This window comes from Stenotrophomonas sp. YJH_SMC_65, from assembly GCF_059369475.1.
This window is the reverse complement of the sequence record NZ_JCAFSR010000001.1, coordinates 455,748-478,267: the sequence shown is the minus strand read 5'-3', so window position 1 is coordinate 478,267 and position 22,520 is coordinate 455,748. Positions and strand designations below refer to the sequence as shown.

23 protein-coding genes are annotated in these 22,520 nt (G+C 66.9%); 12 read left to right on the top strand and 11 right to left on the bottom strand.

All coding sequences use genetic code 11. From position 1 onward, the window contains the following. Positions 1-110 precede the first annotated feature (110 nt). Entirely contained in the window at positions 111-1,628 is a 1,518-nt protein-coding gene (locus AC5P7A_RS02160; protein WP_014647726.1) for a fumarate hydratase, read from the bottom strand. A gap of 146 nt (positions 1,629-1,774) precedes the next feature. Here AC5P7A_RS02160 and AC5P7A_RS02155 point away from each other — a divergent pair, with 146 nt between their 5' ends. From AC5P7A_RS02155 to AC5P7A_RS02140, 4 genes are all read left to right on the top strand, one after another. Further along, positions 1,775-2,671, top strand: coding sequence for an RNA polymerase sigma-70 factor (locus AC5P7A_RS02155; RefSeq protein WP_288496563.1), 897 nt, complete (start codon positions 1,775-1,777; stop codon positions 2,669-2,671). 36 nt (positions 2,672-2,707) lie between these two features. After that, positions 2,708-3,160: a carboxymuconolactone decarboxylase family protein gene (locus tag AC5P7A_RS02150; protein ID WP_134809081.1), complete on the top strand. Its 453-nt coding sequence runs from the start codon at positions 2,708-2,710 to the stop codon at positions 3,158-3,160. A gap of 239 nt (positions 3,161-3,399) precedes the next feature. Further along, positions 3,400-5,271 (top strand): ABC transporter ATP-binding protein, encoded by a 1,872-nt coding sequence (locus AC5P7A_RS02145; protein WP_075076679.1) that lies wholly within the window; start codon positions 3,400-3,402, stop codon positions 5,269-5,271. A gap of 79 nt (positions 5,272-5,350) precedes the next feature. Beyond that, entirely contained in the window at positions 5,351-6,130 is a 780-nt protein-coding gene (locus tag AC5P7A_RS02140; protein WP_014647730.1) for a ferredoxin--NADP reductase, read from the top strand. A gap of 75 nt (positions 6,131-6,205) precedes the next feature. On the opposite strand, the gene AC5P7A_RS02135 is transcribed toward AC5P7A_RS02140, so the two are convergent. Then, positions 6,206-6,685 (bottom strand): glutathione peroxidase, encoded by a 480-nt coding sequence (locus tag AC5P7A_RS02135; RefSeq protein ID WP_046431634.1) that lies wholly within the window; start codon positions 6,683-6,685, stop codon positions 6,206-6,208. 130 nt (positions 6,686-6,815) lie between these two features. Between AC5P7A_RS02135 and AC5P7A_RS02130 the strand changes: the two genes are divergently transcribed. Further along, positions 6,816-8,984 (top strand): M3 family metallopeptidase, encoded by a 2,169-nt coding sequence (locus tag AC5P7A_RS02130; RefSeq protein WP_197605013.1) that lies wholly within the window; start codon positions 6,816-6,818, stop codon positions 8,982-8,984. Between the two features lie 151 nt (positions 8,985-9,135). Here the strand turns inward: AC5P7A_RS02130 and cfa are convergent, their stop codons facing one another. From cfa to AC5P7A_RS02115, 3 genes are read right to left on the bottom strand one after another with little or no spacing between them, the layout of a single operon-like run. Beyond that, on the bottom strand, positions 9,136-10,251 hold the full coding sequence (cfa, locus tag AC5P7A_RS02125) for a cyclopropane fatty acyl phospholipid synthase (protein WP_126411165.1): 1,116 nt from the start codon (positions 10,249-10,251) through the stop codon (positions 9,136-9,138). A gap of 19 nt (positions 10,252-10,270) precedes the next feature. Further along, a complete protein-coding gene (locus AC5P7A_RS02120) occupies positions 10,271-11,152 on the bottom strand; it encodes a DUF3298 and DUF4163 domain-containing protein (protein ID WP_134809088.1) in 882 nt (293 codons plus the stop codon). Positions 11,153-11,189: 37 nt separating this feature from the next. Beyond that, on the bottom strand, positions 11,190-11,492 hold the full coding sequence (locus AC5P7A_RS02115) for a GNAT family N-acetyltransferase (protein WP_006455911.1): 303 nt from the start codon (positions 11,490-11,492) through the stop codon (positions 11,190-11,192). Between the two features lie 208 nt (positions 11,493-11,700). Here AC5P7A_RS02115 and AC5P7A_RS02110 point away from each other — a divergent pair, with 208 nt between their 5' ends. Beyond that, positions 11,701-11,862, top strand: a complete 162-nt coding sequence (locus AC5P7A_RS02110) for a hypothetical protein (protein ID WP_288496565.1) — start codon at positions 11,701-11,703, stop codon at positions 11,860-11,862. Between the two features lie 43 nt (positions 11,863-11,905). Here AC5P7A_RS02110 and AC5P7A_RS02105 read toward each other — a convergent pair whose 3' ends face one another. Together AC5P7A_RS02105 and AC5P7A_RS02100 are read right to left on the bottom strand one after the other, a co-directional pair. Further along, entirely contained in the window at positions 11,906-12,532 is a 627-nt protein-coding gene (locus AC5P7A_RS02105; RefSeq protein ID WP_014647735.1) for a rhomboid family intramembrane serine protease, read from the bottom strand. Positions 12,533-12,539: 7 nt separating this feature from the next. Beyond that, on the bottom strand, positions 12,540-14,105 hold the full coding sequence (locus AC5P7A_RS02100) for a POT-type proton-dependent oligopeptide transporter (protein ID WP_495219842.1): 1,566 nt from the start codon (positions 14,103-14,105) through the stop codon (positions 12,540-12,542). 162 nt (positions 14,106-14,267) lie between these two features. Between AC5P7A_RS02100 and AC5P7A_RS02095 the strand changes: the two genes are divergently transcribed. Next, the gene (locus AC5P7A_RS02095; RefSeq protein ID WP_049405898.1) at positions 14,268-15,116 is read left to right on the top strand and encodes an endonuclease/exonuclease/phosphatase family protein; all 849 of its coding nucleotides are present in this window, start codon (positions 14,268-14,270) and stop codon (positions 15,114-15,116) included. A 131-nt stretch (positions 15,117-15,247) separates the two neighbouring features. Here AC5P7A_RS02095 and AC5P7A_RS02090 read toward each other — a convergent pair whose 3' ends face one another. Further along, positions 15,248-15,859, bottom strand: coding sequence for a superoxide dismutase (locus tag AC5P7A_RS02090; RefSeq protein WP_005410310.1), 612 nt, complete (start codon positions 15,857-15,859; stop codon positions 15,248-15,250). 219 nt (positions 15,860-16,078) lie between these two features. Between AC5P7A_RS02090 and AC5P7A_RS02085 the strand changes: the two genes are divergently transcribed. Beyond that, positions 16,079-16,531, top strand: coding sequence for a guanyl-specific ribonuclease (locus tag AC5P7A_RS02085; RefSeq protein WP_041863621.1), 453 nt, complete (start codon positions 16,079-16,081; stop codon positions 16,529-16,531). Next, on the top strand, positions 16,531-16,944 hold the full coding sequence (locus AC5P7A_RS02080) for a barstar family protein (protein ID WP_014647739.1): 414 nt from the start codon (positions 16,531-16,533) through the stop codon (positions 16,942-16,944). The genes AC5P7A_RS02085 and AC5P7A_RS02080 overlap by 1 nt, the downstream gene beginning before the upstream one ends. A gap of 83 nt (positions 16,945-17,027) precedes the next feature. Here AC5P7A_RS02080 and AC5P7A_RS02075 read toward each other — a convergent pair whose 3' ends face one another. Then, complete coding sequence (locus tag AC5P7A_RS02075; protein ID WP_445978824.1) at positions 17,028-18,788, bottom strand: hypothetical protein; 1,761 nt, start codon at positions 18,786-18,788, stop codon at positions 17,028-17,030. A 10-nt stretch (positions 18,789-18,798) separates the two neighbouring features. Further along, on the bottom strand, positions 18,799-19,398 hold the full coding sequence (locus AC5P7A_RS02070; protein ID WP_495219841.1) for an NfuA family Fe-S biogenesis protein: 600 nt from the start codon (positions 19,396-19,398) through the stop codon (positions 18,799-18,801). 90 nt (positions 19,399-19,488) lie between these two features. Between AC5P7A_RS02070 and AC5P7A_RS02065 the strand changes: the two genes are divergently transcribed. The 3 genes from AC5P7A_RS02065 to zupT all read left to right on the top strand — a co-directional run bounded on the left by AC5P7A_RS02065 (position 19,489) and on the right by zupT (position 21,160). Then, entirely contained in the window at positions 19,489-19,839 is a 351-nt protein-coding gene (locus tag AC5P7A_RS02065) for a 4a-hydroxytetrahydrobiopterin dehydratase (protein WP_197621052.1), read from the top strand. Then, the gene (locus AC5P7A_RS02060) at positions 19,836-20,252 is read left to right on the top strand and encodes an energy transducer TonB (protein ID WP_014647742.1); all 417 of its coding nucleotides are present in this window, start codon (positions 19,836-19,838) and stop codon (positions 20,250-20,252) included. The genes AC5P7A_RS02065 and AC5P7A_RS02060 overlap by 4 nt, the downstream gene beginning before the upstream one ends. A gap of 98 nt (positions 20,253-20,350) precedes the next feature. Further along, a complete protein-coding gene (gene zupT, locus AC5P7A_RS02055; RefSeq protein WP_014647743.1) occupies positions 20,351-21,160 on the top strand; it encodes a zinc transporter ZupT in 810 nt (269 codons plus the stop codon). A gap of 102 nt (positions 21,161-21,262) precedes the next feature. Here zupT and AC5P7A_RS02050 read toward each other — a convergent pair whose 3' ends face one another. Further along, positions 21,263-22,237, bottom strand: coding sequence for an RluA family pseudouridine synthase (locus AC5P7A_RS02050; protein ID WP_495219840.1), 975 nt, complete (start codon positions 22,235-22,237; stop codon positions 21,263-21,265). Between the last annotated feature and the right edge of the window lie 283 nt (positions 22,238-22,520).

Below are 22,520 nucleotides of genomic sequence, written 5' to 3'. Positions count from 1 at the left end.
GAGGGTGTGCCAACCGTAGCAGAGCCAGGGCTACAGGCGCGTTAATCCTGCCTCCAGATACAGCAACGGCGCCACACGGGCGCCGTTGTCTGGACCGAAGCGTGCGGGAATTACTCCACCACCACCGGAATCTTGCCGATGCGGGCCTGCCACTCGCGCGGGCCGGTCTTGTGCACCGATTCGCCGGCGGAGTCGACGGCCACGGTCACTGGCATGTCCTGCACGGTGAACTCGTAGATCGCCTCCATGCCCAGGTCAGCGAAACCGACCACCTTGGCCGCCTTGATCGCCTTGGACACCAGGTAGGCCGAGCCACCGACGGCCATCAGGTAGGCCGACTTGTGCTTCTTGATCGCCTCGATCGCGGCCGGGCCGCGCTCGGCCTTGCCGACCATGCCCAGCAGGCCGGTCTGTGCCAGCACCTGCTCGGTGAACTTGTCCATGCGGGTCGCCGTGGTCGGGCCGGCCGGGCCCACCACTTCGTCACGCACCGGATCGACCGGGCCGACGTAGTAGATGAAGCGGCCCTTCAGATCGACCGGCAGCTGCTCGCCCTTGTTGAGCATGTCGACCATGCGCTTGTGCGCGGCGTCGCGGCCGGTGAGCAGCTTGCCGTTGAGCAGCAGGGTCTGGCCCGGCTTCCAGCTGGCCACGTCTTCCGGGGTAATCGTATCCAGGTCCACCCGGGTGCCCTTGGATGCGTCGTAGGTCAGCTTCGGCCAGTCTTCCAGCGACGGCGGGTCCAGCATCACCGGGCCGCTGCCATCCAGGGTGAAGTGCGCATGGCGGGTGGCCGCGCAGTTCGGGATCATCGCCACCGGCAGGTTGGCCGCGTGGGTCGGGTAGTCGTTGATCTTGATGTCGAGCACGGTGGTCAGGCCACCCAGGCCCTGCGCACCGATGCCCAGCGCGTTGACCTTCTCGTACAGCTCCAGGCGCAGCTCCTCGATGCGGTTGGATGCACCACGGGCCTGCAGCTCGGTGATGTCGATCGGCTCCATCAGCGCTTCCTTGGCCAGCAGCATCGCCTTCTCGGCGGTGCCACCGATGCCGATGCCCAGCATGCCCGGCGGGCACCAGCCGGCGCCCATGGTCGGCACGGTCTTCAGCACCCAGTCGACAATCGAGTCGGACGGATTGAGCATGGCGAACTTGGTCTTCGCTTCCGAACCACCGCCCTTGGCGGCGACGATCACGTCGACTTTGTTGCCCGGCACCACCTTGACGTTGACCACGCCCGGGGTGTTGTCCCTGGTGTTGATGCGCTTGCCTGCCGGATCGGCCAGCACCGAGGCGCGCAGCTTGTTGTCCGGGTGCATGTAGGCGCGGCGCACGCCTTCATTGGCCATGTCTTCCACGCCCATGGTGGCGTCATCCCAACGCACGTCCATGCCGATTTCCAGGAACACGGTGACGATGCCGGTGTCCTGGCAGATCGGGCGGTGGCCCTCGGCGCACATGCGCGAATTGATCAGGATCTGCGCCATCGCTTCCTTCGCGGCCGGCGACTCCTCGCGCTCGTAGGCGGCGGCAAGGTTCTTGATGTAGTCGACCGGGTGGTAGTACGAGATGTACTGCAGCGCGTCGGCGATGGACTGGATGAGGTCTTCCTGCTTGATCGATGTCACGTCTTGCTCGCTTGCTCGAGGCTGGCGGGGGTAATCCACCCATTTTACCCCCTCCCCCGGCCCCGGGGTGGTAGTGCCGGCCGCTGGCCGGCAAGATTCCCCCGACGCTCTGTCACGCCACGCGCCACTGCGGCGTCCTTGCCCACATGAACGCCGAAACCGCTTTCCAGACCCACCGCCCGCGCCTGATGGCGCTGGCCTACCGCCTGCTCGGCAGCCGCACCGACGCCGAAGACGTGGTCCAGGACGCCTGGCTGCGCTGGTCCGGCGCCGATCCTGCGGCCGTCCGCGATGCCGAGGCCTGGCTGGTCACCACCACCACCCGGCTCGGCCTGGACCGGCTGCGTGCGGCCAAGCGCGAGCGCGTCCACTACGTCGGCCCATGGCTGGCCGAACCGCTGGCGGTCACCCTGGAGCCGGACCCGGCGCCCGGTCCGGCCCAGCTGCATGCGCTGGCCGACGACGTCTCGGTCGCTTTCCTGACCCTGCTCGAACAGCTCGGCCCGGAGGAACGCGCCGCCTTCCTGCTGAAGGAGGCGTTCGACCACGACTACCGTCAGATCGCCGAGCTGATCGGCCACAGCGAGGCCAACTGCCGGCAGCTGGTGCACCGTGCCCGGCAACGCCTGCAGGCCGGACGACCGCGCTTCAATGCCGATGCCAGCCAGCACCGGCAGCTGCTGGCGCGCTTCATGGAGGCCTCGCAGCGCGGCGACAGCGACGCGATCCAGGCCCTGCTGCACGCCAACGCGGTGCTGGTTTCCGACGGCGGTGGCGTGGTCACTGCGGCGGTGCGGCCGCTGCTGGGCGCCGAACGCATCGGCCGCCTGTTCTGGGCCATCGCCCGCCGCGGCGCGGTGCATCCCGCCCAGCTGGGCTACGTCAACGGCGAGCCGGCGATCCTGCGCTTCCAGGGTGAGCGCCTGCATTCGGTCACCACCATCGAAGTGGTCGATGGCCGCATCGCCAACGTGTACAGCGTGTTGAATCCGGAAAAGCTGCCGGGTGTTGTCACGCGCGATGACGGTACGGCGTCCTGGTAGTGAAAGGCGGCCACCGTGGCCGCCGTGGAGCCGAAAATGTCCGACCACGCCTCTCCCCGCGTCCCCTACACCCGCCTGGCCGCCGAGGCCTTCAAGGGCCTGCTGGCCACCAGCCAGGCCGTGCATGACAGCTCGATCGATCCGACCCTGATGGAACTGGTGTTCCTGCGCGTGTCGCAGCTCAACGGCTGCGGCTACTGCATGGACATGCACGGCACCGCGCTGCGCAAGGGCGGCATCGAGCCGCGCAAGCTGGACACGCTGCCGGCATGGCACGAGAGCCGCTTCTTCGACGAACGCGAGCGCGCGGCACTGGGCTGGGCCGAGGCGCTGACCCGGCTGACCGACGGCGCGCCGTCGCAGGCCGCGTTCGATGCCCTGGCACCGCACTTCGATGAGAAGGGCATCAGTGACCTGAGCATGGGCATCGCGGTGATCAATGCCTGGAACCGCCTCGGTGCGGGGTTGCTGCCGCCGCTGCCGGCCTGACCCACCCCGCCTTCGACAGTTCATCGGTGCTGCTGGTAGGTGTCGACCTTGGTCGGCACGCTGGATCCACGCAATGCGTGGATGCAGGAGGGTCAGATCCCTTCGCTTCGCGAAGGGCTCTGACCCGCTGTGGGTCGCTGGGGTCAGAGCCCTTTGCCGCGCAAAGGGATCTGACCCCGGTGCCGGCAACACGGCTGCACTGACTCCCCCTGCACGTATCACGCGCGCACAATACGCGCATGCCTGCCATCCCCCCCGTTGGCGCTGCCGCCGCGAAGAAACCCAGCCTGCGCCAGCGCTTCAAGGCGATGCGCAACCTGCCGCCGTTCCTGCGCATGGTCTGGCAGACCAGCCCCGCGCTCACCCTGGCCAGCCTGGGGCTGCGCCTGATCCGTGCGCTGCTGCCGGTGGCGATGCTGTACGTCGGCAAGCTGATCATCGACAGCGCCCTGCACCTGAGCCAGCACGACGCCGGTTTCCCGCCGCTGGGCGAGGCGCTGTCCAGCGGCATGCTCAATCCGCTGCTGGGCCTGCTGGCGCTGGAATTCGGCCTGGCCATCGCCTCGGACCTGCTCGGCCGGCTGGTCAGCTATGCCGACGCGCTGCTGTCGGAACTGTTCGCCAACGTCACCAGCATCCGGCTGATGGAACACGCGGCGACGCTGGATCTGGAGGACTTCGAGGACCCGGACCTGCAGGACAAGCTGGACCGTGCGCGGCGCCAGACCATGGGCCGGATGAACCTGATGAGCCAGCTGTTCGGCCAGGTGCAGGACGCGATCACCGTGGCCAGCCTCGCCGTCGGCCTGCTGGTCTACGCGCCGTGGCTGATCCTGCTGCTGGCGCTGGCACTGGTGCCGGCCTTCATCGGCGAATCGCACTTCAACGCGGCCGGCTACAGCCTCAACTTCCAGTGGACGCCCGAGCGCCGCCAGCTCGACTACCTGCGCCAGCTCGGTGCCAGCGTGGAAACGGCCAAGGAAGTGAAGATCTACAACCTGCACCGCTTCCTGGTCGAGCGCTATCGGCGCCTGTCGGTGGCGCTGTTCCAGGCCAACCGTGCCCTGGCACGGCGCCGCGCGTTCTGGGGCACGCTGCTGGCTGCGCTGGGTACGCTGGGCTATTACACCGCCTACGCCTACATCGCCTGGCGCACGGTGCGCGGCGATTTCTCGATCGGCGACCTGACCTTCCTTGCCGGCAGCTTCCTGCGCCTGCGCCAGCTGCTGGAAGGCCTGCTGATCGGCTTCTCGCAGGTGGCCAGCCAGGCGCTGTACCTGGACGACCTGTTCTCGTTCTTCCAGATCGAGCCGGAAATCCACTCGCGCGAAGGCGCCATACGCGTGCCGCAGCCGATCCGCCAGGGCTTCGTGTTCGAGAACGTCGGCTTCCGCTATCCCGATGCCGAACAGTGGGCGGTGCGCCACCTTGATTTCCAGCTGCAGGCCGGCGAAGTGCTGGCCCTGGTCGGCGAGAACGGCGCCGGCAAGACCACCCTGGTGAAGCTGCTGGCACGCCTGTACGAACCGGACGAGGGCCGCATCCTGCTCGATGGCCGCGACCTGCGCGACTACGACCTGGACGACCTGCGCGCCAACCTCGGGGTGATCTTCCAGGACTTCGTGCGCTACAACCTCAGCGCCGGCGAGAACATCGGCGTCGGCCAGGTCGAGGCCATGGACGACCGGGCGCGCATCGCCGACGCCGCGCGCCGCGGCATGGCCGAGGAAGTGATCGAGGAGCTGCCCGGTGGCTACGACCAGCTGATCGGCCGCCGTTTCAAGCAGGGCGTGGACCTGTCCGGTGGCCAGTGGCAGAAGATCGCCATTGCCCGCGCGTGGATGCGCAATGCGCAGGTGATGATCCTGGATGAGCCAACGGCAGCACTGGATGCGCGCAGTGAATTCGAGGTGTTCCAGCGGTTCAGGGAACTGGCGGATAATCGCACCGCCGTATTGATTTCCCACCGTTTTTCCTCGGTCCGCATGGCCGATCGCATCCTGGTGCTGGCCGATGGCCGGATCGAGGCCAGTGGCACCCACGCCCAGCTGATGGCACAGGGCGGCCGCTATGCCGAGCTGTTCGAGCTGCAGGCGGCGGGTTACCGCTGAGAACGCCTCTCGTTCCGCCCAATGAGAACCCGTCTCATTTGAGATAGAATTCCCCCGACGACTTTTGACAGATACGCCCATGTCCTCCGCTTTTGGCGCCGAAACGGTGCTTGAGGTCCGTCACTGGACCGACGCCTACTTCAGTTTCACCACCACCCGCGACAGCGGCTTCCGCTTCGAGAACGGCCAGTTCGTGATGATCGGCCTGGAAACCGAGGCACGGCCGCTGCTGCGTGCGTACTCCATCGCCAGCGCCAACTGGGAAGAGCATCTGGAGTTCTTCAGCATCAAGGTGCAGGACGGCCCGCTGACCTCGCGCCTGCAGCACATCAAGCCGGGCGACAAGGTGCTGGTCGGCAAGAAGCCCACCGGCACCCTGCTGATCAGCGACCTGCACCCGGGCAAGAACCTGTACCTGCTGGGCACGGGTACCGGCATGGCGCCGTGGCTGTCGGTCATCAAGGACCCGGAGACCTACGAGCGCTTCGAGAAGGTGATCCTCTGCCACGGCGTGCGCTACGAAAAGGATCTGGCCTACCGCGATTACTTCGAGAGGGAGCTGCGTGAGCACGAGTTCCTGGGCGAGATGATCGGCGACAAGCTGCTGTACTACCCGGCCGTCACCCGCGAGCCGTTCGCCAACCAGGGCCGCCTGACCTCGCTGATGGAAAGCGGCCAGATGCAGCGCACCCTCGGCCTGCCGGAGCTGAGCCCGGAAAACGACCGCGCGATGATCTGCGGCAGCCCGCAGATGCTGGCCGACCTGCGTGCTGTGCTCGATGCCCGCGGTTTCCAGGTTTCGCCGCGCATCGGCCAGCCGGGCCACTACGTGTTCGAGCGCGCGTTCGTCGAGAAATGATGCTGCAACGGTAGTGCCGGCCGCTGGCCGGCTCTTCCTGGCCCACGGGGTTGCCGGCCAGCGGCCGGCACGACCTCACAGCAGCGCTTCAATCTCGCCGCGCAGCTGCTCCGGCCGGGTGGTGGGCGCATGCCGCGACACCACCCGCCCCTGGCGATCGACCAGGAACTTGCTGAAATTCCACTTGATGCGGGCACTGCCGAGCACGCCGCGCTTCTCCCGCGCGAGCCACCTCCAGAGCGGGTCGGCCCCATCGCCGTTGACCTCGATCTTTTCCGACAGCGGGAAGCTGACCGGATAGTCCAGCGAACAGAACTGGCGGATCTGTGCGGCATCACCGGGCTCCTGCGCGCCAAACTGGTTGCACGGGAAGCCGATCACCACCAGGCCGCGTTCGCGGTACGCCTGCCACAGCTGCTCCAGCCCGGTGTACTGAGGGGTGAAGCCACAGCGGCTGGCGACGTTCACCAGCAGCAACGGGTGGCCCTGGTACCGGGCCAGCGCCTGCGGCTGGCCGTCGAGGTCACGGAAGCTGAAATCGTAGGCAGTGGTCATGGCAGCGGGCCGTGGGCGGTGAATGCATGGTACCCGCGCCCGGCCCCGGCAACATGCCTTTTGACACAAGTGCAGTCGCCGCCGGCCGGGTTACCCTCGGGCCCTTGTTTGCCTTACCGGAGCTTCTACCTTGACCACTCGACTTGCCCTTGCCGTGGCCATGTCCCTCGGCCTTGCCCTGCCCGCCTTCTCGGCCGGCGCCGCCACCCCGGCTGCCAGCACCAATGCCCAGCAGGCCAACCCGTTCTTCACCGAAAGCCCGCTGCCGCTGCACTTCCCGCAGTTCGACAAGATCAAGGACAGCGACTTCGCCCCGGCCTTCGACGCCGGCATGGCGCAGCAGCTGAAGGAAGTGGAGGCGATCGCCAACAACAAGGCCAAGCCGACCTTCGACAACACCATCATCGCGCTGGAAAAGAGCGGTGACATCCTCGACCGTGCGACCACCGTGTTCTTCAGCCTGGTCGGCGCCGATACCAACGACACCCGCAAGAAGCTGCAGGCCGACTACTCGGCGAAGTTTGCCGCGCACAGCGATGCGATCGCGCTGAACGGCAAGCTGTTCGCCCGCATCCAGGCGCTGTACGACACCCGCAGCCAGCTGGGCCTGGACGCCGAAGGCGTGCGCCTGGTCGAGAAGTACTACGACAATTACGTGCGCGCCGGCGCCAAGCTGTCCGAGGCCGACAAGGCCACGCTGAAGGACATGAATGCCGAACTGGCCAATCTGGGCACCAAGTTCAGCCAGAACGTGCAGTCGGAAGTGAACGCTTCGGCAATCACTGTCGACGACGTCAAGGAGCTGGCTGGCCTGTCCAAGGAGCAGATCGCCGCCGCCGCCGAAGCCGCCAAGGCCCGTGGCCTGGAAGGCAAGTACGTGATCACCCTGCTCAACACCACCGGCCAGCCGCCGCTGACCAACCTGGCCAACCGCGCCCTGCGCCAGAAGATCTACGAAGCCTCGACCACCCGCGGCAGCCGCGGCGGTGAGTTCGACAACACCGCGCTGGTCTCGCGCATCATGCAGCTGCGTGCCGACAAGGCCAAGCTGATGGGCTTCCCGAACTTCGCCGCCTACAACCTGACCAACCAGACCGCCAAGACCCCCGAAGCGGTCAACGCGATGCTCGGCAAGCTGGCTCCGGCCGCGGTGGCCAATGCCAAGCGCGAAGCCGCCGACCTGCAGGCGATGATCGACAAGGAGCAGAAGGCCGCGCGCAAGCCGACCTTCCAGCTGGAACCGTGGGACTGGGCCTTCTACAGCGAGAAGGTGCGCCAGGCCAAGTACAACTTCGACGAGTCGCAGCTGAAGCCATACTTCGAACTGAAGAACGTGCTGGAGAACGGCGTCTTCTACGCCGCCGGCCAGGAATTCGGCCTGACCTTCAAGCAGCGCACCGACCTGCCGGTCTACCACGATGACGTCACCGTCTACGACGTGTTCGACGCCGATGGCAGCCAGCTGGCGATCTTCATCTTCGATCCGTATGCACGCGCCTCCAAGCGTGGCGGTGCGTGGATGAACTCCTACGTCTCGCAGTCCAAGCTGACCGGCTTCAAGCCGGTGGTAGCCAATCACCTGAACATCCCGAAGCCGCCGGCCGGCCAGCCGACCCTGCTGACCTGGGATGAGGTGAACACCACCTTCCACGAGTTCGGCCACGCCCTGCACGGCATGTTCTCCAACGTGAAGTATCCGTACTTCTCGGGCACCTCGGTGCCGCGCGACTTCGTCGAGTTCCCCTCGCAGGTGAACGAGATGTGGGCCGACAACCCGGTCATCCTGAAGAACTACGCCAAGCACTACCAGAATGGTTCGGCGATGCCGCAGGCCCTGCTGGACAAGGTGATTGCCGCATCGAAGTTCAACCAGGGCTTTGCCACCACCGAATACCTGGGGGCGGCGATGCTGGACCAGAACTGGCACCAGATCGGCCCGGACCAGGTGCCGGCGGCCAAGGACGTGATGGCCTTCGAGCGCGCCGCGCTGGAGAAGGACGGCATCTACTACGCGCCGGTTCCGCCGCGCTACAAGACCCCGTACTTCAGCCACATCATGGGCGGCTACTCGGCCGGCTACTACGCCTACATCTGGTCGGAAGTGCTCGATGCCAACACCCAGAAGTGGTTCAAGGACAACGGCGGCCTGAGCCGCAAGAACGGCGACCACTTCCGCGCCACCCTGCTGTCCAAGGGCGGCAGCGTCGACGCGATGCAGCTGTTCCGCGATTTCGCCGGCCACGAGCCGCAGATCGAACCGCTGCTGGAAAAGCGTGGCCTGACCGGCGCCGGCAACTGATCGCCAGCGCAGTCGCCTGAAACGAAAACCGCCCGGGAGACCGGGCGGTTTTTTGTTGTGGTCGGGGTCAGAGCCCTCTTCTGCGAAAAGGGATCTGACCCCGGGGTCGGATCCCTTTCCGACGGAAAGGGCTCCGACCCCAGCCACGCCATCAACGCGGCGCCACGTACCCACCCGGCACGCCTTCCGGCGACAGCACCAGCTGCCACAGCTGCGCGTGCCGGCAGCGGAAGGTGGCCATCGACCCGGCCAGGTAGAAGCGCCACATGCGCCGGAAGTGCTCGTCGTAGTGCGCATCCAGCCGCGGCCACGCTGCTTCCACGTTGCGCCGCCATGCCTGCAGGGTCAGGTCGTAGTCGGTGCCGAAGTTGTGCCAGTCCTCCAGCACGAAACGGCCTTCGAACGCCTTGGTGATCTGCACCGCCGACGGCAGCATCGAGTTGGGGAAGATGTAGCGTGCAATCCATGGATCGGTGCGATGCCGTGAGACGTTGGTGCCGATGGTATGCAACAGCAGCAGGCCACGTGGCGACAGGCAGCGCTTGGCCACTTCGAAGAAACCGGCGTAGTTCTTGTCACCGACGTGCTCGAACATGCCGATCGAGAAGATCGCATCGAACGGTTCGTCCAGTTCACGGTAATCCTGCAGGCGGATCTCGATCGGCAGGCCAGCGCACAACTGCCGCGCGAACTCGGCCTGCTCCTGCGATATGGTCACGCCGACGCCGCTGACACCGTAGCGCTCGGCGGCGAACTTCAGGGCTTCGCCCCAACCGCAGCCAATGTCCAGCACGCGCTGGCCCGGGCGCAGGCCCAGCTTGCGGCAGACCAGGTCGAGCTTGGCCTCCTGTGCGGCGTCGAGGTCGTCGGCGTTGCGCCAATAGCCACAGCTGTAGACCAGGCGCTGGCCGAGCATGGCCTGGTAGAGATCATTGCCGAGGTCGTAATGGCGGCGACCGACTTCGTAACTGCCCTGCCCCGCCTGCAGGTTGAACAGGCGCGCCTTCAGCGCGTCTGCCACTTCGCGCCAGCCGTGCACCCGTTCATCCAGGTGCGCCTGCATCAGGTGGACGAGGAATTCATCCAGGACATTGGCATCCCACCACCCCTCCATGTAGCTCTCGCCCAGGCCGAGCGAGCCGTGGCCCATGACCCGCGCGAAAAAGCGCGGGTCATGCACCTGGATGTCCTGTGGCTGGGTGCCGCCGATGCGGACCCCGGCTTCGTGGAGCAGGCCGGCGACCCGCTCCTGCAACCCTGTATCCACGCCACCTCCTCGACTGCGGTCAACCGCGTGCGAACAGCTCCACGTAGTCCTTGGCCACGTGCGGCAACAGCACCGCTGCCGGTACATCGGCGGTCTGGGTGCCGTCCGAGTATGGACCCACCTGGTACGGCGGGAAAACAAAGCGCAGCGCGGTGATCTGCCCCTTGTCGTCGGTCAGTGGCTGGAACTGGCTGAAATTGTCGGCCTGCGGGCCGGTTCCGTCGGCGATCATGCGCGATGCGTTGCGCAGCGATTCCTGCAGCTGGGCCGGGTCCATGTCCTCGCCACTGAGGCGGGTGGCCACGCGTTCGCGCAACTGGTCGGCGACGAAATCGCTGATCGCCTTCCAGCCCTTGGCATCGGCCACAAGCTTTTCGGCGCTGAGCATCTGCTGCTGCTGCGGCAGCCACACGAAGCGCGCCACCAGCGGTTCGCCGTGGGCGCCACCCGTGTAGCGGCTGCCGTCGGCACTGACCACCACCAGCTGCGGGGTTTCAAGCAGCTTCTCGAAGCTCAGCGACAGCTCGTAGGGCATGGTCGGCTTGTCGTTGCCCAGCCCGTCCAGCGCCTGCTGCAGGTCGCTGCGCGCACTCGTGGCATAGCTCTGCAGCGCGCGGGCCAGGCCCGGATAACGGTCGATACCGGCCGGGTAGCTGATGCCCACCACTTCGCGCTCGTTGTTCTCGATCACGTCGCGCAGGTCCAGCGGCGCTTCCGTGGCCGGCGTTTCGCCCGCGGCCGTCGCCTCGGCGGCGGGCGCCGCGTCGGTCGCCGGTGCCGGCTCGCTTTCACGCTGGCAACCGGCCAGCAACAGCACGCCCACCACGCCGGCCAACACGCTGCCGTGCAATGGCCGGTTGTTTCCAATCTTCATCGGGATCCCCTGTTCATGTTTGTACATCATCGCCTGCCATGGCTGAAGCGTGACCCGCTGGCGTTCAGCCAACGAGCAGGTCGTGGTACTCCTCGTGGCGCTGCAGGAAGGCTTCGGCGTAGGAACATGCCGGCACCACCTTGTATTTCTGCTCGCGGGCGAAACGCAGTGCCACGCGGGTCAGCTCACCGGCGATGCCACGGCCGGCGATCGGCTCGGGCACCTCGGTATGGGTGATGACCATGCGCCTGCGCTTGATCTGGTAATCGAGCACCGCCAGCTGTCCGCGCACACGTGCGGTGAAGCGGTGGTTGGCCAGGTCGTGCTCGACCTCATAGGCCAGACCGGGGGGCGTGACCGAAGCCATGGAACTGTCTCCTGCGGCGACTGCGTGGATGGTGCGCAGCCGGGCGCCATGATCGCGTGAAGCCTGAACAGGGGCAAGTCCAGTCCATTCACGTCAGTTTTCGCCCTCAAGCTGGAGGCGGGCCGGCCGCTATCGCCTATGGAGGGGTACGGCCAGGCTGGCACGACCCTTGCGACCGTTGACCATGCGCACCACCGTGGAGGCTCCCATGCACACCAGCAATTCCCATTCCGATACCGACCGCGCCCTGCTGGAGGGCCTGCTGCAACTGGCGGTGGAAGGGCAGACCGAGGATCAGGATTTCCAGCGCATCGGCGAGGAAGTGTTCGCCCGCCTGCTGGATACCTACGGCCAGCAGACCGCAGCCTGACCCGGCCGGGGCGGATCGGACCCGATCCGCCCCGCTACCCGCATCAACCGCCGCCGAGGCGGAAGGTCGGGTTGGAGAGTTCGCGCAGGAAGTGGGTGAAGATGCTCGGCTGCATGGCCAGCATGAAGATCACGCCAAACGCCGCACCTGCCAGGTGCGCGCTGTGGTTGATGCGGTCGCCACCGCGCCTGTCCATCCAGATGCTGTAGCCGACGTAGAACGCGGCATAGATGATCGCCGGTGCCGGGATGAAGAACACCAGGATGATCGACCACGGCTTGATCAGGATGAAGGCGAACAGCACCGCCGATACCGCCCCGGACGCCCCGAGGCTGAGGTAGTTCGGGTTCTTCTGGTTCTTCAGGTAGCTGGGCAGGATCGAGACCAGCAGCGCGCCGATGTAGAACGCCGGGTAGGTCAGGTAGCTGCCGGTCAGCTGCACCATCACGCTCTCGATGAATCCCCCGAAGAAGAACAGGGTGATCATGTTGAAGATCAGGTGCGACCAGTCGGCGTGGATGAAGCCATAGGTCACCAGCCGGTCGTACTGGCGGTGACGGTCGATGGCCGGCGGCCACAGGATCAGGCGGTCGGCCAGCTTGCGGTTGTTGAACGCCATCCACGACAGGATGGCGGTGATGGCGATCAACAGCAGATTGACGGGGGTCATGTCAGGCTCAGGCGCTACGGTAGTTGTCGACCATACGATAGCGTTTCGCGTACCAACCGAAGGCCAACGCCGCGACGAAGGCGAAGCCGGCGAAGAAGAACATCAGGAACGCAGCCTCGCTCAGGCCCGTGCCCGCGATCTGGTGGGTGACCGTGTCGTTGCGCACCGCCGCGTTGGACAGCAGCACCCACAGGTTGCCAATGGTGGTGGTCAGGTTCCAGAAGCTCATCACCACGCCCTTCATCGCCTGCGGTGCCTGGCTGTAGGCGAACTCCAGGCCGGTGGCCGAGACCAGCACCTCACCGAAGGTCAGCAGCGCGTACGGCAGCATCTGCCAGAAGATCGACATGGCGTTGCCGCCGTCTATCACCACCTGGATGCCACCCACCACGATCCAGGCCAGGCCACTGAAGGCGATGCCGGCGGTCATGCGGCGCAGCGCGGTCGGTTCGAAGCCGAAGCGGCGCAGGGCCGGATACAGCACCAGGTTGTTGAACGGAATCAGGATCATCACCAGCAGCGGGTTCAGCGCCTGCATCTGCGAGGCGGTGAACCAGCTTGGCATTTGCATCTGCTGGCCCTGCAGGACCCAGGTCGAGGCCTTCTGGTCGAACAGCGAGAAGAACGGCGTGGTCAGCGCGAAGATCACCAGCACGCGCAGTACCGAGCGCACGCCTTCCACGGCTTCGGCCGGATGCTGGCCACGGGCGCGGTCCAGCTGCAGCCAGGTGCCGCCACCGATGCCGGCAAGGATGGCCACCAGCGCCAGGCACAGGCAGATCACGATGCCCAGCGAACCGACCAGGCCGAACGAGGCCACCGCCAGCGCCAGGCCAAGCACGGCGATCACCAGGCCCGGACGGCCCTGGCCAGCCACGCGCGTGGTCAGCGCGGTACGCACCACGTTGGCGAACGAATGCGGGTCCTTCGGCGGCAGCGGCACCAGCACGTAGCGCCTGCGGCCCAGCCAGAACACGAAGGTAGCGATGAACATCAGGATGCCCGGGATGCCGAACGCCCACTGCGGGCCCCAGTTCTTCAGCACCAGCGGGATCAGCAGCGAGGCGAACAGCGAGCCGAAGTTGATGATCCAGTAGAAGGCGTCGAAGACGATCTTGGCCAGGTGCTTGTTGCTCTGGTCGAACTGGTCGCCCATGAACGAGGCCACCAGCGGCTTGATGCCGCCGGCACCGAGCGCGATCAGGCCCAGGCCGAGGAAGAAGCCCTCGCGGCTGTTCTCGAACAGCGCCAGGCACAGGTGGCCGGCGCAGTAGACCAGGCTGAACCAGAGGATGGTGTGGTACTTGCCGAAGAACCGGTCGGCCAGCCAGCCACCGAGCAGCGGGAAGAAATACACGCCGATCATGAAGCTGTGCATGATGTCCTTGGCTTCACCGGCACGGCCTTCGGCAGTGATTTCCTGCAGCAGCAGCGAGGTGATCAGGAACTGCACCAGGATGTTGCGCATCCCGTAGAAACTGAACCGCTCGCAGGCCTCATTGCCGATGATGTACGGAATCTGGCGCGGCATCTTTCCCTGGCCGGCGATGGGGGCGACTGCGTCGTGGCTCATCCTGTAAGGCATTCCTGCAAAGCGAAAGGCGCAAGGTTACCGGAACCGGGGCTTGCGAAGCACGCTGCAGGGCTGCATGACAACGGTGCCAATCCATGGCAGGCAGTGCAGGCCCTGCCGGAAGTCACGGCACCTGCACGACAAAAGCGTAAACTTATCGTTATGCGCCCCCTCGCCCACGCCCGCCTCCTGCTCAGCTGCCTTGCGCTGTTGCTGGCGTTGCAGGCGCAGGCACGACCACAGGCGCCGGCCGCCGTTGCCAGCGAGAGCGACCCCAGGCAGCTGACGGTCGCCGCGCTGGAGCTGCCCAGCCGCGATGACGCGCAATGGAAGCAGCGCCGCGAGCAGGTCGCTCAGCTGCTGACCGAGCTGCAGCCGGACGTGATCTCGGTGCAGCAGGTGCTGCAGCAGCAGGGCCGCAACCCGGCCTGCTGGCTGGCCAGCCGGCTGCGCTACAGCTGCGACTTCGTTACCGCCGATCCGCCCAGCCAGCCGCTGCGGCATGGCAACGCCATGCTGACCCGGCTGCCGGTCAGCGAGGACGGCGTGACCCTGCTGCATCCTCCCGGCACCTTCAGCGCGGCCGGCATGATGCGGCTGAGGCTGGGCGAGGCGCTGGTCAACATCTATGTGGCGCGGCTGCGCCCGGACCCGGACGAGGCCAGCGCCCGCCAGCACCAGACCAGCGACCTGATGACCTGGATCGGCGCCACCGCCGAAGGCATGCCGAGCCTGATTGCCGGCGATTTCTCGGCCAGCACGGTGGAACTGGTGCGCAGCACGCCGGGGTTCCAGCCGGCCCGGCGCAATCCCGGCGGCCGTGCCGAGGCGCCGGCGGCCAGTGGGGGCGGCAGCAGCGGCCACGGCCTGGATGTGCTGTTCCAGGTCAAGCATTTCGGCGGCATCCGCCAGCAGCCGATCCTGCTGCCGGCCGACGGCGACCTGCCCGGCCTGCGTCTGGGTGTGATGGCGACCCTGCGCCTGCAGGGCGATACGGCCACTGCGGAATAGGTAGTGCCGGCCGCTGGCCGGCTCCCCCGGTACTGCACGGTTGCCGGCCTGCGGCCGGCACTATCGAACGACTGCTGCAACAGAAAAGGCCGGGGTCTCCCCCGGCCTTCTCATGTCATCCCGTCACGCGATCAGGCGATCGCTTCCTGGTAACGGCGCTCGACTTCGTTCCAGTCGATGACGTTGAAGAACGCGCCGATGTATTCCGGGCGGCGGTTCTGGTACTTCAGGTAGTACGCGTGTTCCCACACGTCCAGGCCGAGGATGGGGGTGTTGCCTTCCATCAGCGGGCTGTCCTGGTTGCCGGTGCTCTCGACCACGACCTTCTTGTCCGGGGTCACGCTCAGCCACGCCCAGCCACTGCCGAAACGGGTCAGCGCGGCCTTGGTGAAGGCATCCTTGAACTTGTCGAAACCGCCCAGGTCCTTGTCGATGGCCTTGGCCACGTCGCCCACCGGGTTGCCGCCGGCATTGGGGGCCATCACGGTCCAGAACAGCGAGTGGTTGGCATGGCCACCACCGTTGTTGCGCACCGGGCCCTGCAGGTTCTCCGGTAGCGACTTGAGCTTCTTCACCAGCTCTTCGACCGGCAGGTCAGCGTACTCGGTGCCTTCCAGCGCCGCGTTGACGTTGTTGATGTAGGTCTGGTGATGCTTGGTGTGATGGATTTCCATCGTCGCCGCATCGATATGCGGTTCCAGCGCGTCGTAGGCGTAGGACAGCTTGGGCAGGGTGTAGGCCATGATGCATCTCCTGATTGCGAGGGCACCCGACGATGTCGGGCGGTGCGCGGTGAATGATGGGGACAGACCGCCAGATTACCAAGGGGGATGTAAAGGAAATTGCGTCCTGCCAGTGAGCACGACGGCAATTGTTACGCAGCAGTGACGCAGCGCTCTCCTCATGCACCGTGCAGCGCACAGGCGCTACAGTGCGTGTACTACCCTCGCCCGCCCCTGCCCATGCGCAACCCCCGGCTGCTGATCACCGCCATCGCCCTGCTGCTGCTCGGCCTGGTCGCCAACCATTTCCTGCAAAGGCCGCCAGCGCCGCAGTTCGCGCCCGACCTGCAGGGCACGCCTGTCGCGCGCGCGCCGGCCACCGCCTCGCCCGGCAAGGACAGCGGACTTCCCGCGTTCCTGCCCGCCGAAGCGCGCGCGACCATCGCCCTGATCCAGCGTGGCGGTCCATTCCCGCACCGCCAGGACGGCAGTACCTTCGGCAACCGCGAGCAGCAACTGCCGCAGCGCGCGCGCGGCTACTACCGCGAATACACCGTCGACACCCCTGGCGCGCGTACGCGTGGCACGCGTCGCATCGTCACCGGCGGCGATCCGCCGGAAGCGTGGTACTACACCGACGACCATTACGCGTCATTCCGCAGCTTCACCGTACCGGCCCAGGGAGCGCAGTGATGAGCCACGATGATTTCGGCCTTGGCCTGCATGACATCAACAACGCCGGCGTCTACGCCATCGACAGCGACGACATCGGCGCACTGGCCGCGGCGATGCGCGATGCCGGCCTGAAAGTGATCCGCATCGATCTGGAGGGCGTCGCGGACAAGCGCACCCTGCTCGCCCGTTTGGCCGCACAGCTGGATTTCCCGGCCGGTTTCGGCGGCAACTGGGATGCGCTGTCGGACAACCTGCGCGACCTGCAATGGCTGCCGGCCAATGGCTACGCGCTGTTCCTGGCCGACGTGGACGCGCTGCGCGCCGGTCCGCAGAAGGACTTCGACACCCTGCTGGACGTGATGGACGAGACCAGCCGTGACTGGGTCGGCCGCGACGTACCGTTCTGGGTGTTCCTGTCGCAGAGCGCGTAAGGTCACTGCCTTGGCCGGCATGCACTGACGCCTTGGCAGAGGCCAAAGCGCGGGCCGGCCAGCACGTCGGCGCGGCCCCCTGCCTAGCGGCTCCCGTTGTCTTCCTGCAGTTCCTTCTTGAACGGGATGTCCGGCGGCGGTCGTGCCACGGCCGGCTGGTCCTGCATGTTGGGGTTGGTCAGGCCACAGCCGCCACCGGCCTGCAGGATCGAAATGACGCAGGAGATCCTTGTGTTGGTGCCCGGCAATGGAATCTCCATCGCCTTGACGCCCTTGCGCACCCATTCGGCCAGCAGCGATTCCTGCGGCACCCAGTATTTGTCGAACGAGGTCGGCGTGTAGTCGTACGGCGGGCGCTTCAGCCAGGTGCCGGACTGCGCAATGCGCTCCTTGCTCCAGCCGTCGTTGGCACCGCCGGGCGCACCGCGCGCGGCATGGCCATCGCCCTCCTGGCCAGGCACGCGCACGCTGCCATCGGCATTGAACAGGCCGCTGCCCTTGCCGGCGGTACTGGCCTGGCGGGTACCGTTGCTGCTGCCGTCGCGGTTGCGGCTGGAAGACCCCCAGTCATCGCCCTTGGCAGGCATCGCCCAGTTGCCTGGATCAGGCGCCGGGCGCGCTCCCGCGTTTGCGGGTGTGCTGCTGGATGCTGACGGACGCGCGCTGCTGCTCGCCTGCGTCGCGCTGCCCTGGGCCGCAGTCGCAGGCGTCGCCGTGGCACTGCCACTGGAGGATGCCGGTGCTGCCACCGGTGCCGAGGCCACTTCACGTTCCCGCACCTGCACGTCGCGGCCAGTGGGCGCGCGTACGGCGGGCTCACGCCCGGCCACCGCCGCCATCCGCACCTGCGGATCGGCCACGGCCTGCACTTCACGTTCGCGCACCTGCACGTCCTGCTGCGGCACGCGCACCTGCACTTCCGCGCTGCGCAGCGGTTGGGGAGCGACCGGCGCGTCGACCGTACTGACTTCGCGTTCGCGCACCTGGATGTCACGCACCTGCGGCGTGCGCACGGCCAGTTCCGGGGTACGCACCGGGCTTGGTGTCGGCGGCGCCTGCACCGGCTGCACGCTGCGCTCGCGCACGGCGGGTGTGCTGTCACGCGGCACGACGCTGACTTCGGTGCGCGGCACACTGACCGGCGGCACCACGAAATCCGTGCTGGCCTGCGCCACTTCGGTGGCCTGGACGGGCGAAGGCGGCGGCGCGGCCACCGGCGCCGGCTCGGCGTCGGCCGGCGGTGGTGGAACGCTGGCGGTCGGCGCGGATGCCGGGGATGAGGCGGTGGTTTCGGCAGCCACCGGACGTGGCGCAGGGGCCGAGGCAGCGCCCGCCTCCTGGCCCGGCGCAACCCGACCTGCCGCCGCAGCCGCAGCCGCTTCGGCGCCCGGCTGATCGCCACCGCCTTCCTGCGACGCGCGGCCGACGAACTCCACCTGCACGCGCTCGCCCTCGGTGCCCTCTTCGTCCGGCGCGCTGGTACGGATCACCGCCACCCACAGCAACAGCACGAAGAACAGCAGATGCAGCAGTGCACTGACCAGTGCCGAGGTCCAGCGCATCCAGCGCTGGTCGCGCGGCGCGGCGTCCCAGTCCTGCCAGAACAATCGGCGCAGCGCCTGCCACGGCGACAGCCGCGGCGACTGGCCTGGCGGGCCCGGCAGCGGGCGCGGCAGGAAAACTGCGATCACCTCGCGGGCATGGAACGGCCGCGGCAGTGGCCCCAGCGAGCGCAGCCACAGCGCCCAGCCATAGGGCAGGCGCGTGGACTTCTCGAGGACGGCGCGGGGCTGCTGGCGCGCCAGCAGCAGATCAATGAGTTGCTCGGCCCGGGTCAGAGGCACGCGTCAGCGATCAGGCGACGTTGCCGCGCGGAATGTAAGGCGCGTGGCCGCTGTCATGATCGGTCGCGTCACGCACGGCGGTCACGCCCGGCACGCGGCCCATCAGGGTTTTTTCGATGCCCTGCTTGAGCGTCACATCGGCCATGCCGCAGCCCTGGCAGCCACCACCGAAGCGCAGCAGCACCACGCCGTCGGACGAGACTTCCTGCACGGCCACCTTGCCGCCATGCGAGGCCAGCTGCGGATTGACTTCGTTCTCCACCACCCAGTGCACGCGTTCGACCAGCGAGGCCGCATCACCCGGCGCTTCGCCCTTGATGCGCGGCGCCTTGATGGTCAGCTGCTGGGCACCGGCGGTGCCGGCGACGATGTCGATCTCGGCGCCATCGAGCCAGCCAACGCTGCCGGCGTCGACATAGAGGGTGAAACCATCGCAGTCCACCGCCCACTCGTCACCGAGCAGGTCGGTCGATTCGGCGAATTCCAGCCGGGCATCGGCGCGCGGCGTACCGGGGTCGACCGCGCTCAGGCGCACGCCCATGCCGGGCACGCCCTCGCGTTCGATCAACTTGCGGAAATGGGTCTGGGCAGTGTCGGAGATCTGGATCATCAGGCTATTCTAGCCAAGTAAGCGTCAGCCGCTCATTCGGTTTATACACCGTCCGGCGCATTGTTCAGTCAACACGAGGTGGAGATTCCCATGGCCGACCTGATTCCACTGGCCCACGCCCGTTGCGTGCCGCGCAAAGGCAGCGACCACAAGCTCGGCGAGGCCCGCCTGGCCGAACTGCTGCCGCAGGTTCCCGGCTGGGAGCTGAGCGAGGGTGACCAGGCCCTGTCGCGTACCTTCCGCTTCAAGGATTACTACGCCACCATGGCCTTCGTGAACGCGCTGGCCTGGATCGCCCACCGCGAGGACCACCACCCGGACCTGGGCGTGCACTACGACCGCGCGGTCGTGCGCTTCTCCACCCACGATGTGGGCGGGCTGAGCGAGAACGACTTCATCTGCGCGGCCAAGACTTCGGCCCTGACGGAGCAACTGCCATGAACGTACGTTTGCTGAGCCTGTCCCTGATCGCTGCGACCGGCCTGGCCGGCTGTGGCGCGTCCGAACCGCCGTCACCGCCACCACCGCCGCCGACCGAAGTGGCCGCGGTGAAGACGCCGCCGCCGCAGTACCCGCTGGAACTGGCCTGCATGGGCGTGGGCGGCACCAGCACCTTCAAGGTGACCATCGGCACCGACGGCAAGCCGAGCGAGGTTGCGCTGTTGACCGGAGCCGGCAACCCGCAGCTGGACGAACTGGCCAAGACCGCCGTGCAGGGCTGGCAGTTCAAGGCCGCCACCCGTAACGGCCAACCGGTGCCGGCCACCATCCAGGTTCCTGTCAGCTTCAACCCGCCACAGCCGAAGCCGGACCAGTGCTTCGCCATCGAAGAACGCCTGCGCCGCGGCGGCTGATCGCGCACACCCCGACGGGGCCTGCCGACGCCCGCCTCGCCCTCGCCGCCCCGGCCCTGCCCGGGGCGGCTGTCTGTTGACCAGGATCGCGTGGGTTGATGCTGCAGATTCCCCCTGAAAACATCTGGATCGCACTGGCGGTCACGCTTGCCGCAGGCCTGGCCACCGCGATCGGCAGCCTGCTGGTGCTGTTCTCGCGCCGCCCCAGCCCGCGCCTGCTGGCGTTCGGCCTGGCCTTTGCCGGTGGCGCGATGGTCTATGTGTCGCTGTCGGAGATCCTCAACAAGTCCATTGCGTCGTTTGCACTGGCGTATGGCGAGCGCACCGGCTTCACCTACGGCACCCTGGCCTTCCTGCTGGGCGTGATCGTGATCGTACTGATCGACCACTTCATTCCCAATCCGCATGACAGCCTGGACAAACAGGACCCTGCGTTCCGCGAGAACAGCCGCGAGTACCTGAAGCGGGTCGCGCTGCTGACCTCGGTTGCGATCACCGCACACAATTTCCCGGAAGGGCTGGCGACCTTCTTCGCCACGCTGGAAAGCCCATCGGTGGGCATGCCACTGGCCTTCGCCATCGCCATCCACAACATTCCCGAGGGCATCGCGATCGCGGTGCCGGTGTACTTCGCCACCCAGAACAAGTTCTACGCGTTCAGTGCCAGCCTGCTGTCGGGCTTGGCCGAGCCCGTGGGCGCGGCGCTTGGCTACTGGCTGCTGTCAGGATCGCTGTCGCACGCCACGTTCGGCTGGGTGTTCGGCCTGATCGCCGGCGTGATGGTGTTCCTGGCGCTGGATGAGCTGCTGCCGGCGGCCAAGCGCTATGCCAAGGGCCACGAGACGGTTTACGGACTGGTGGCCGGCATGGGCACGCTGGCGATCAGCCTGGTGCTGTTCAAGTGGTGAGGGGTTCCCGGCTCGCCCTGTAGAGTCCAGCCATGCTCGACTGGCTTTCCGCGCGGCCCGACCGAGGCGCAGTCGAGCGTGACTCGACGCTACGGGAGATCCTTACTTCAGCCGGTCCAGCGCCTCGACCAGCTCATCCGCCAGCGGCGCGTTCAATACGTATGGGCTCTTGCCGTCATCCAGCGCGAACTCCAGCGAGGCCGCATGCAGGAACAGGCGCTTCAGCCCGATCTGCTCACGAAGCCGCTTGTTGACCGCTGGATCGCCGTATTTGTCGTCACCGGCCACCGGATGCCCCAGATGCTGGGCGTGCACGCGGATCTGGTGGGTACGGCCGGTCTCGATGCGGACTTCGCAGTACGAATGGCCACCGCGGCGTTCCAGCACCCGGAAGTGGCTGATCGATTCCTTGCCGATCGCATTGACCTGCACATGGCGCTCGCCGCCCTGGCGCAGGCCCACGTGCAGCGGGGCGTCGACCGTCATCACGCCGCCGGGCATGCGCCCGGCCAGCAGGGTCAGGTAGCGCTTGCGGATGCCGGCGCCGTGGTCTTCACGCAGCAAGGCCTGCAGTTCGCTCAGCGCCGAGCGCTTCTTGGCCACGACCAGCAGGCCCGAGGTGTCGCGATCCAACCGGTGGACCAGCTCCAGGGTCTGCCCCGGGCGCAGCGCGCGCAGCGTCTCGATGGCGCCGAAGCTGATGCCGCTGCCGCCGTGGCTGGCCACGCCGGTCGGCTTGTTCAGGGCCAGCAGGCGGGCGTCCTCGAAGACGATGGCCTGCTCCAGGCGGCGCATGAACGCCTCCGGCGGACCGGCCTTGTCTCCTTCCTCAGTGAGACGGACCGGCGGCACGCGCACCTCGTCACCGGCCTCGAGCTTGCGTTCGGCCTTGGCGCGGCCACCGTTCACCCGTACCTGGCCACTGCGCACCAGCTTGTAGACCAGGCTGCGCGGGGCGCCCTTCAGCTGGCCGAGCAGGAAGTTGTCCAGGCGCTGGCCGGCGCGGTCGGCGGGAACGGTGATCATGCGCACGGAAGGCTTGTCGCCAGCGGGTTTGGTGGGGTCTTGGACGGTCATCAGGCTGTTTATTCTGTTACACTCGGGGGGCGAGATAAGGGATTGATTTCGTTGGAAGTTACTCAGGGCCAGAAGCCCAGCTTCCGACGAATCCGGCACAGTGCGCGACCACCGCCCGCGGGGCGGCCATGTTAGCGGCTCACCGGCCTTCCCGGCCATCGCCGGATGCCTGACACGCAACCGTGCTGAACATGTCCCGCGTGGCGCTCCAGCCTGGCTGACAGCTGCCTGCGGCCTGTAACACCCCAAAACCCATAAGAGTGAAGCGCTCCCGCGGCCTGCC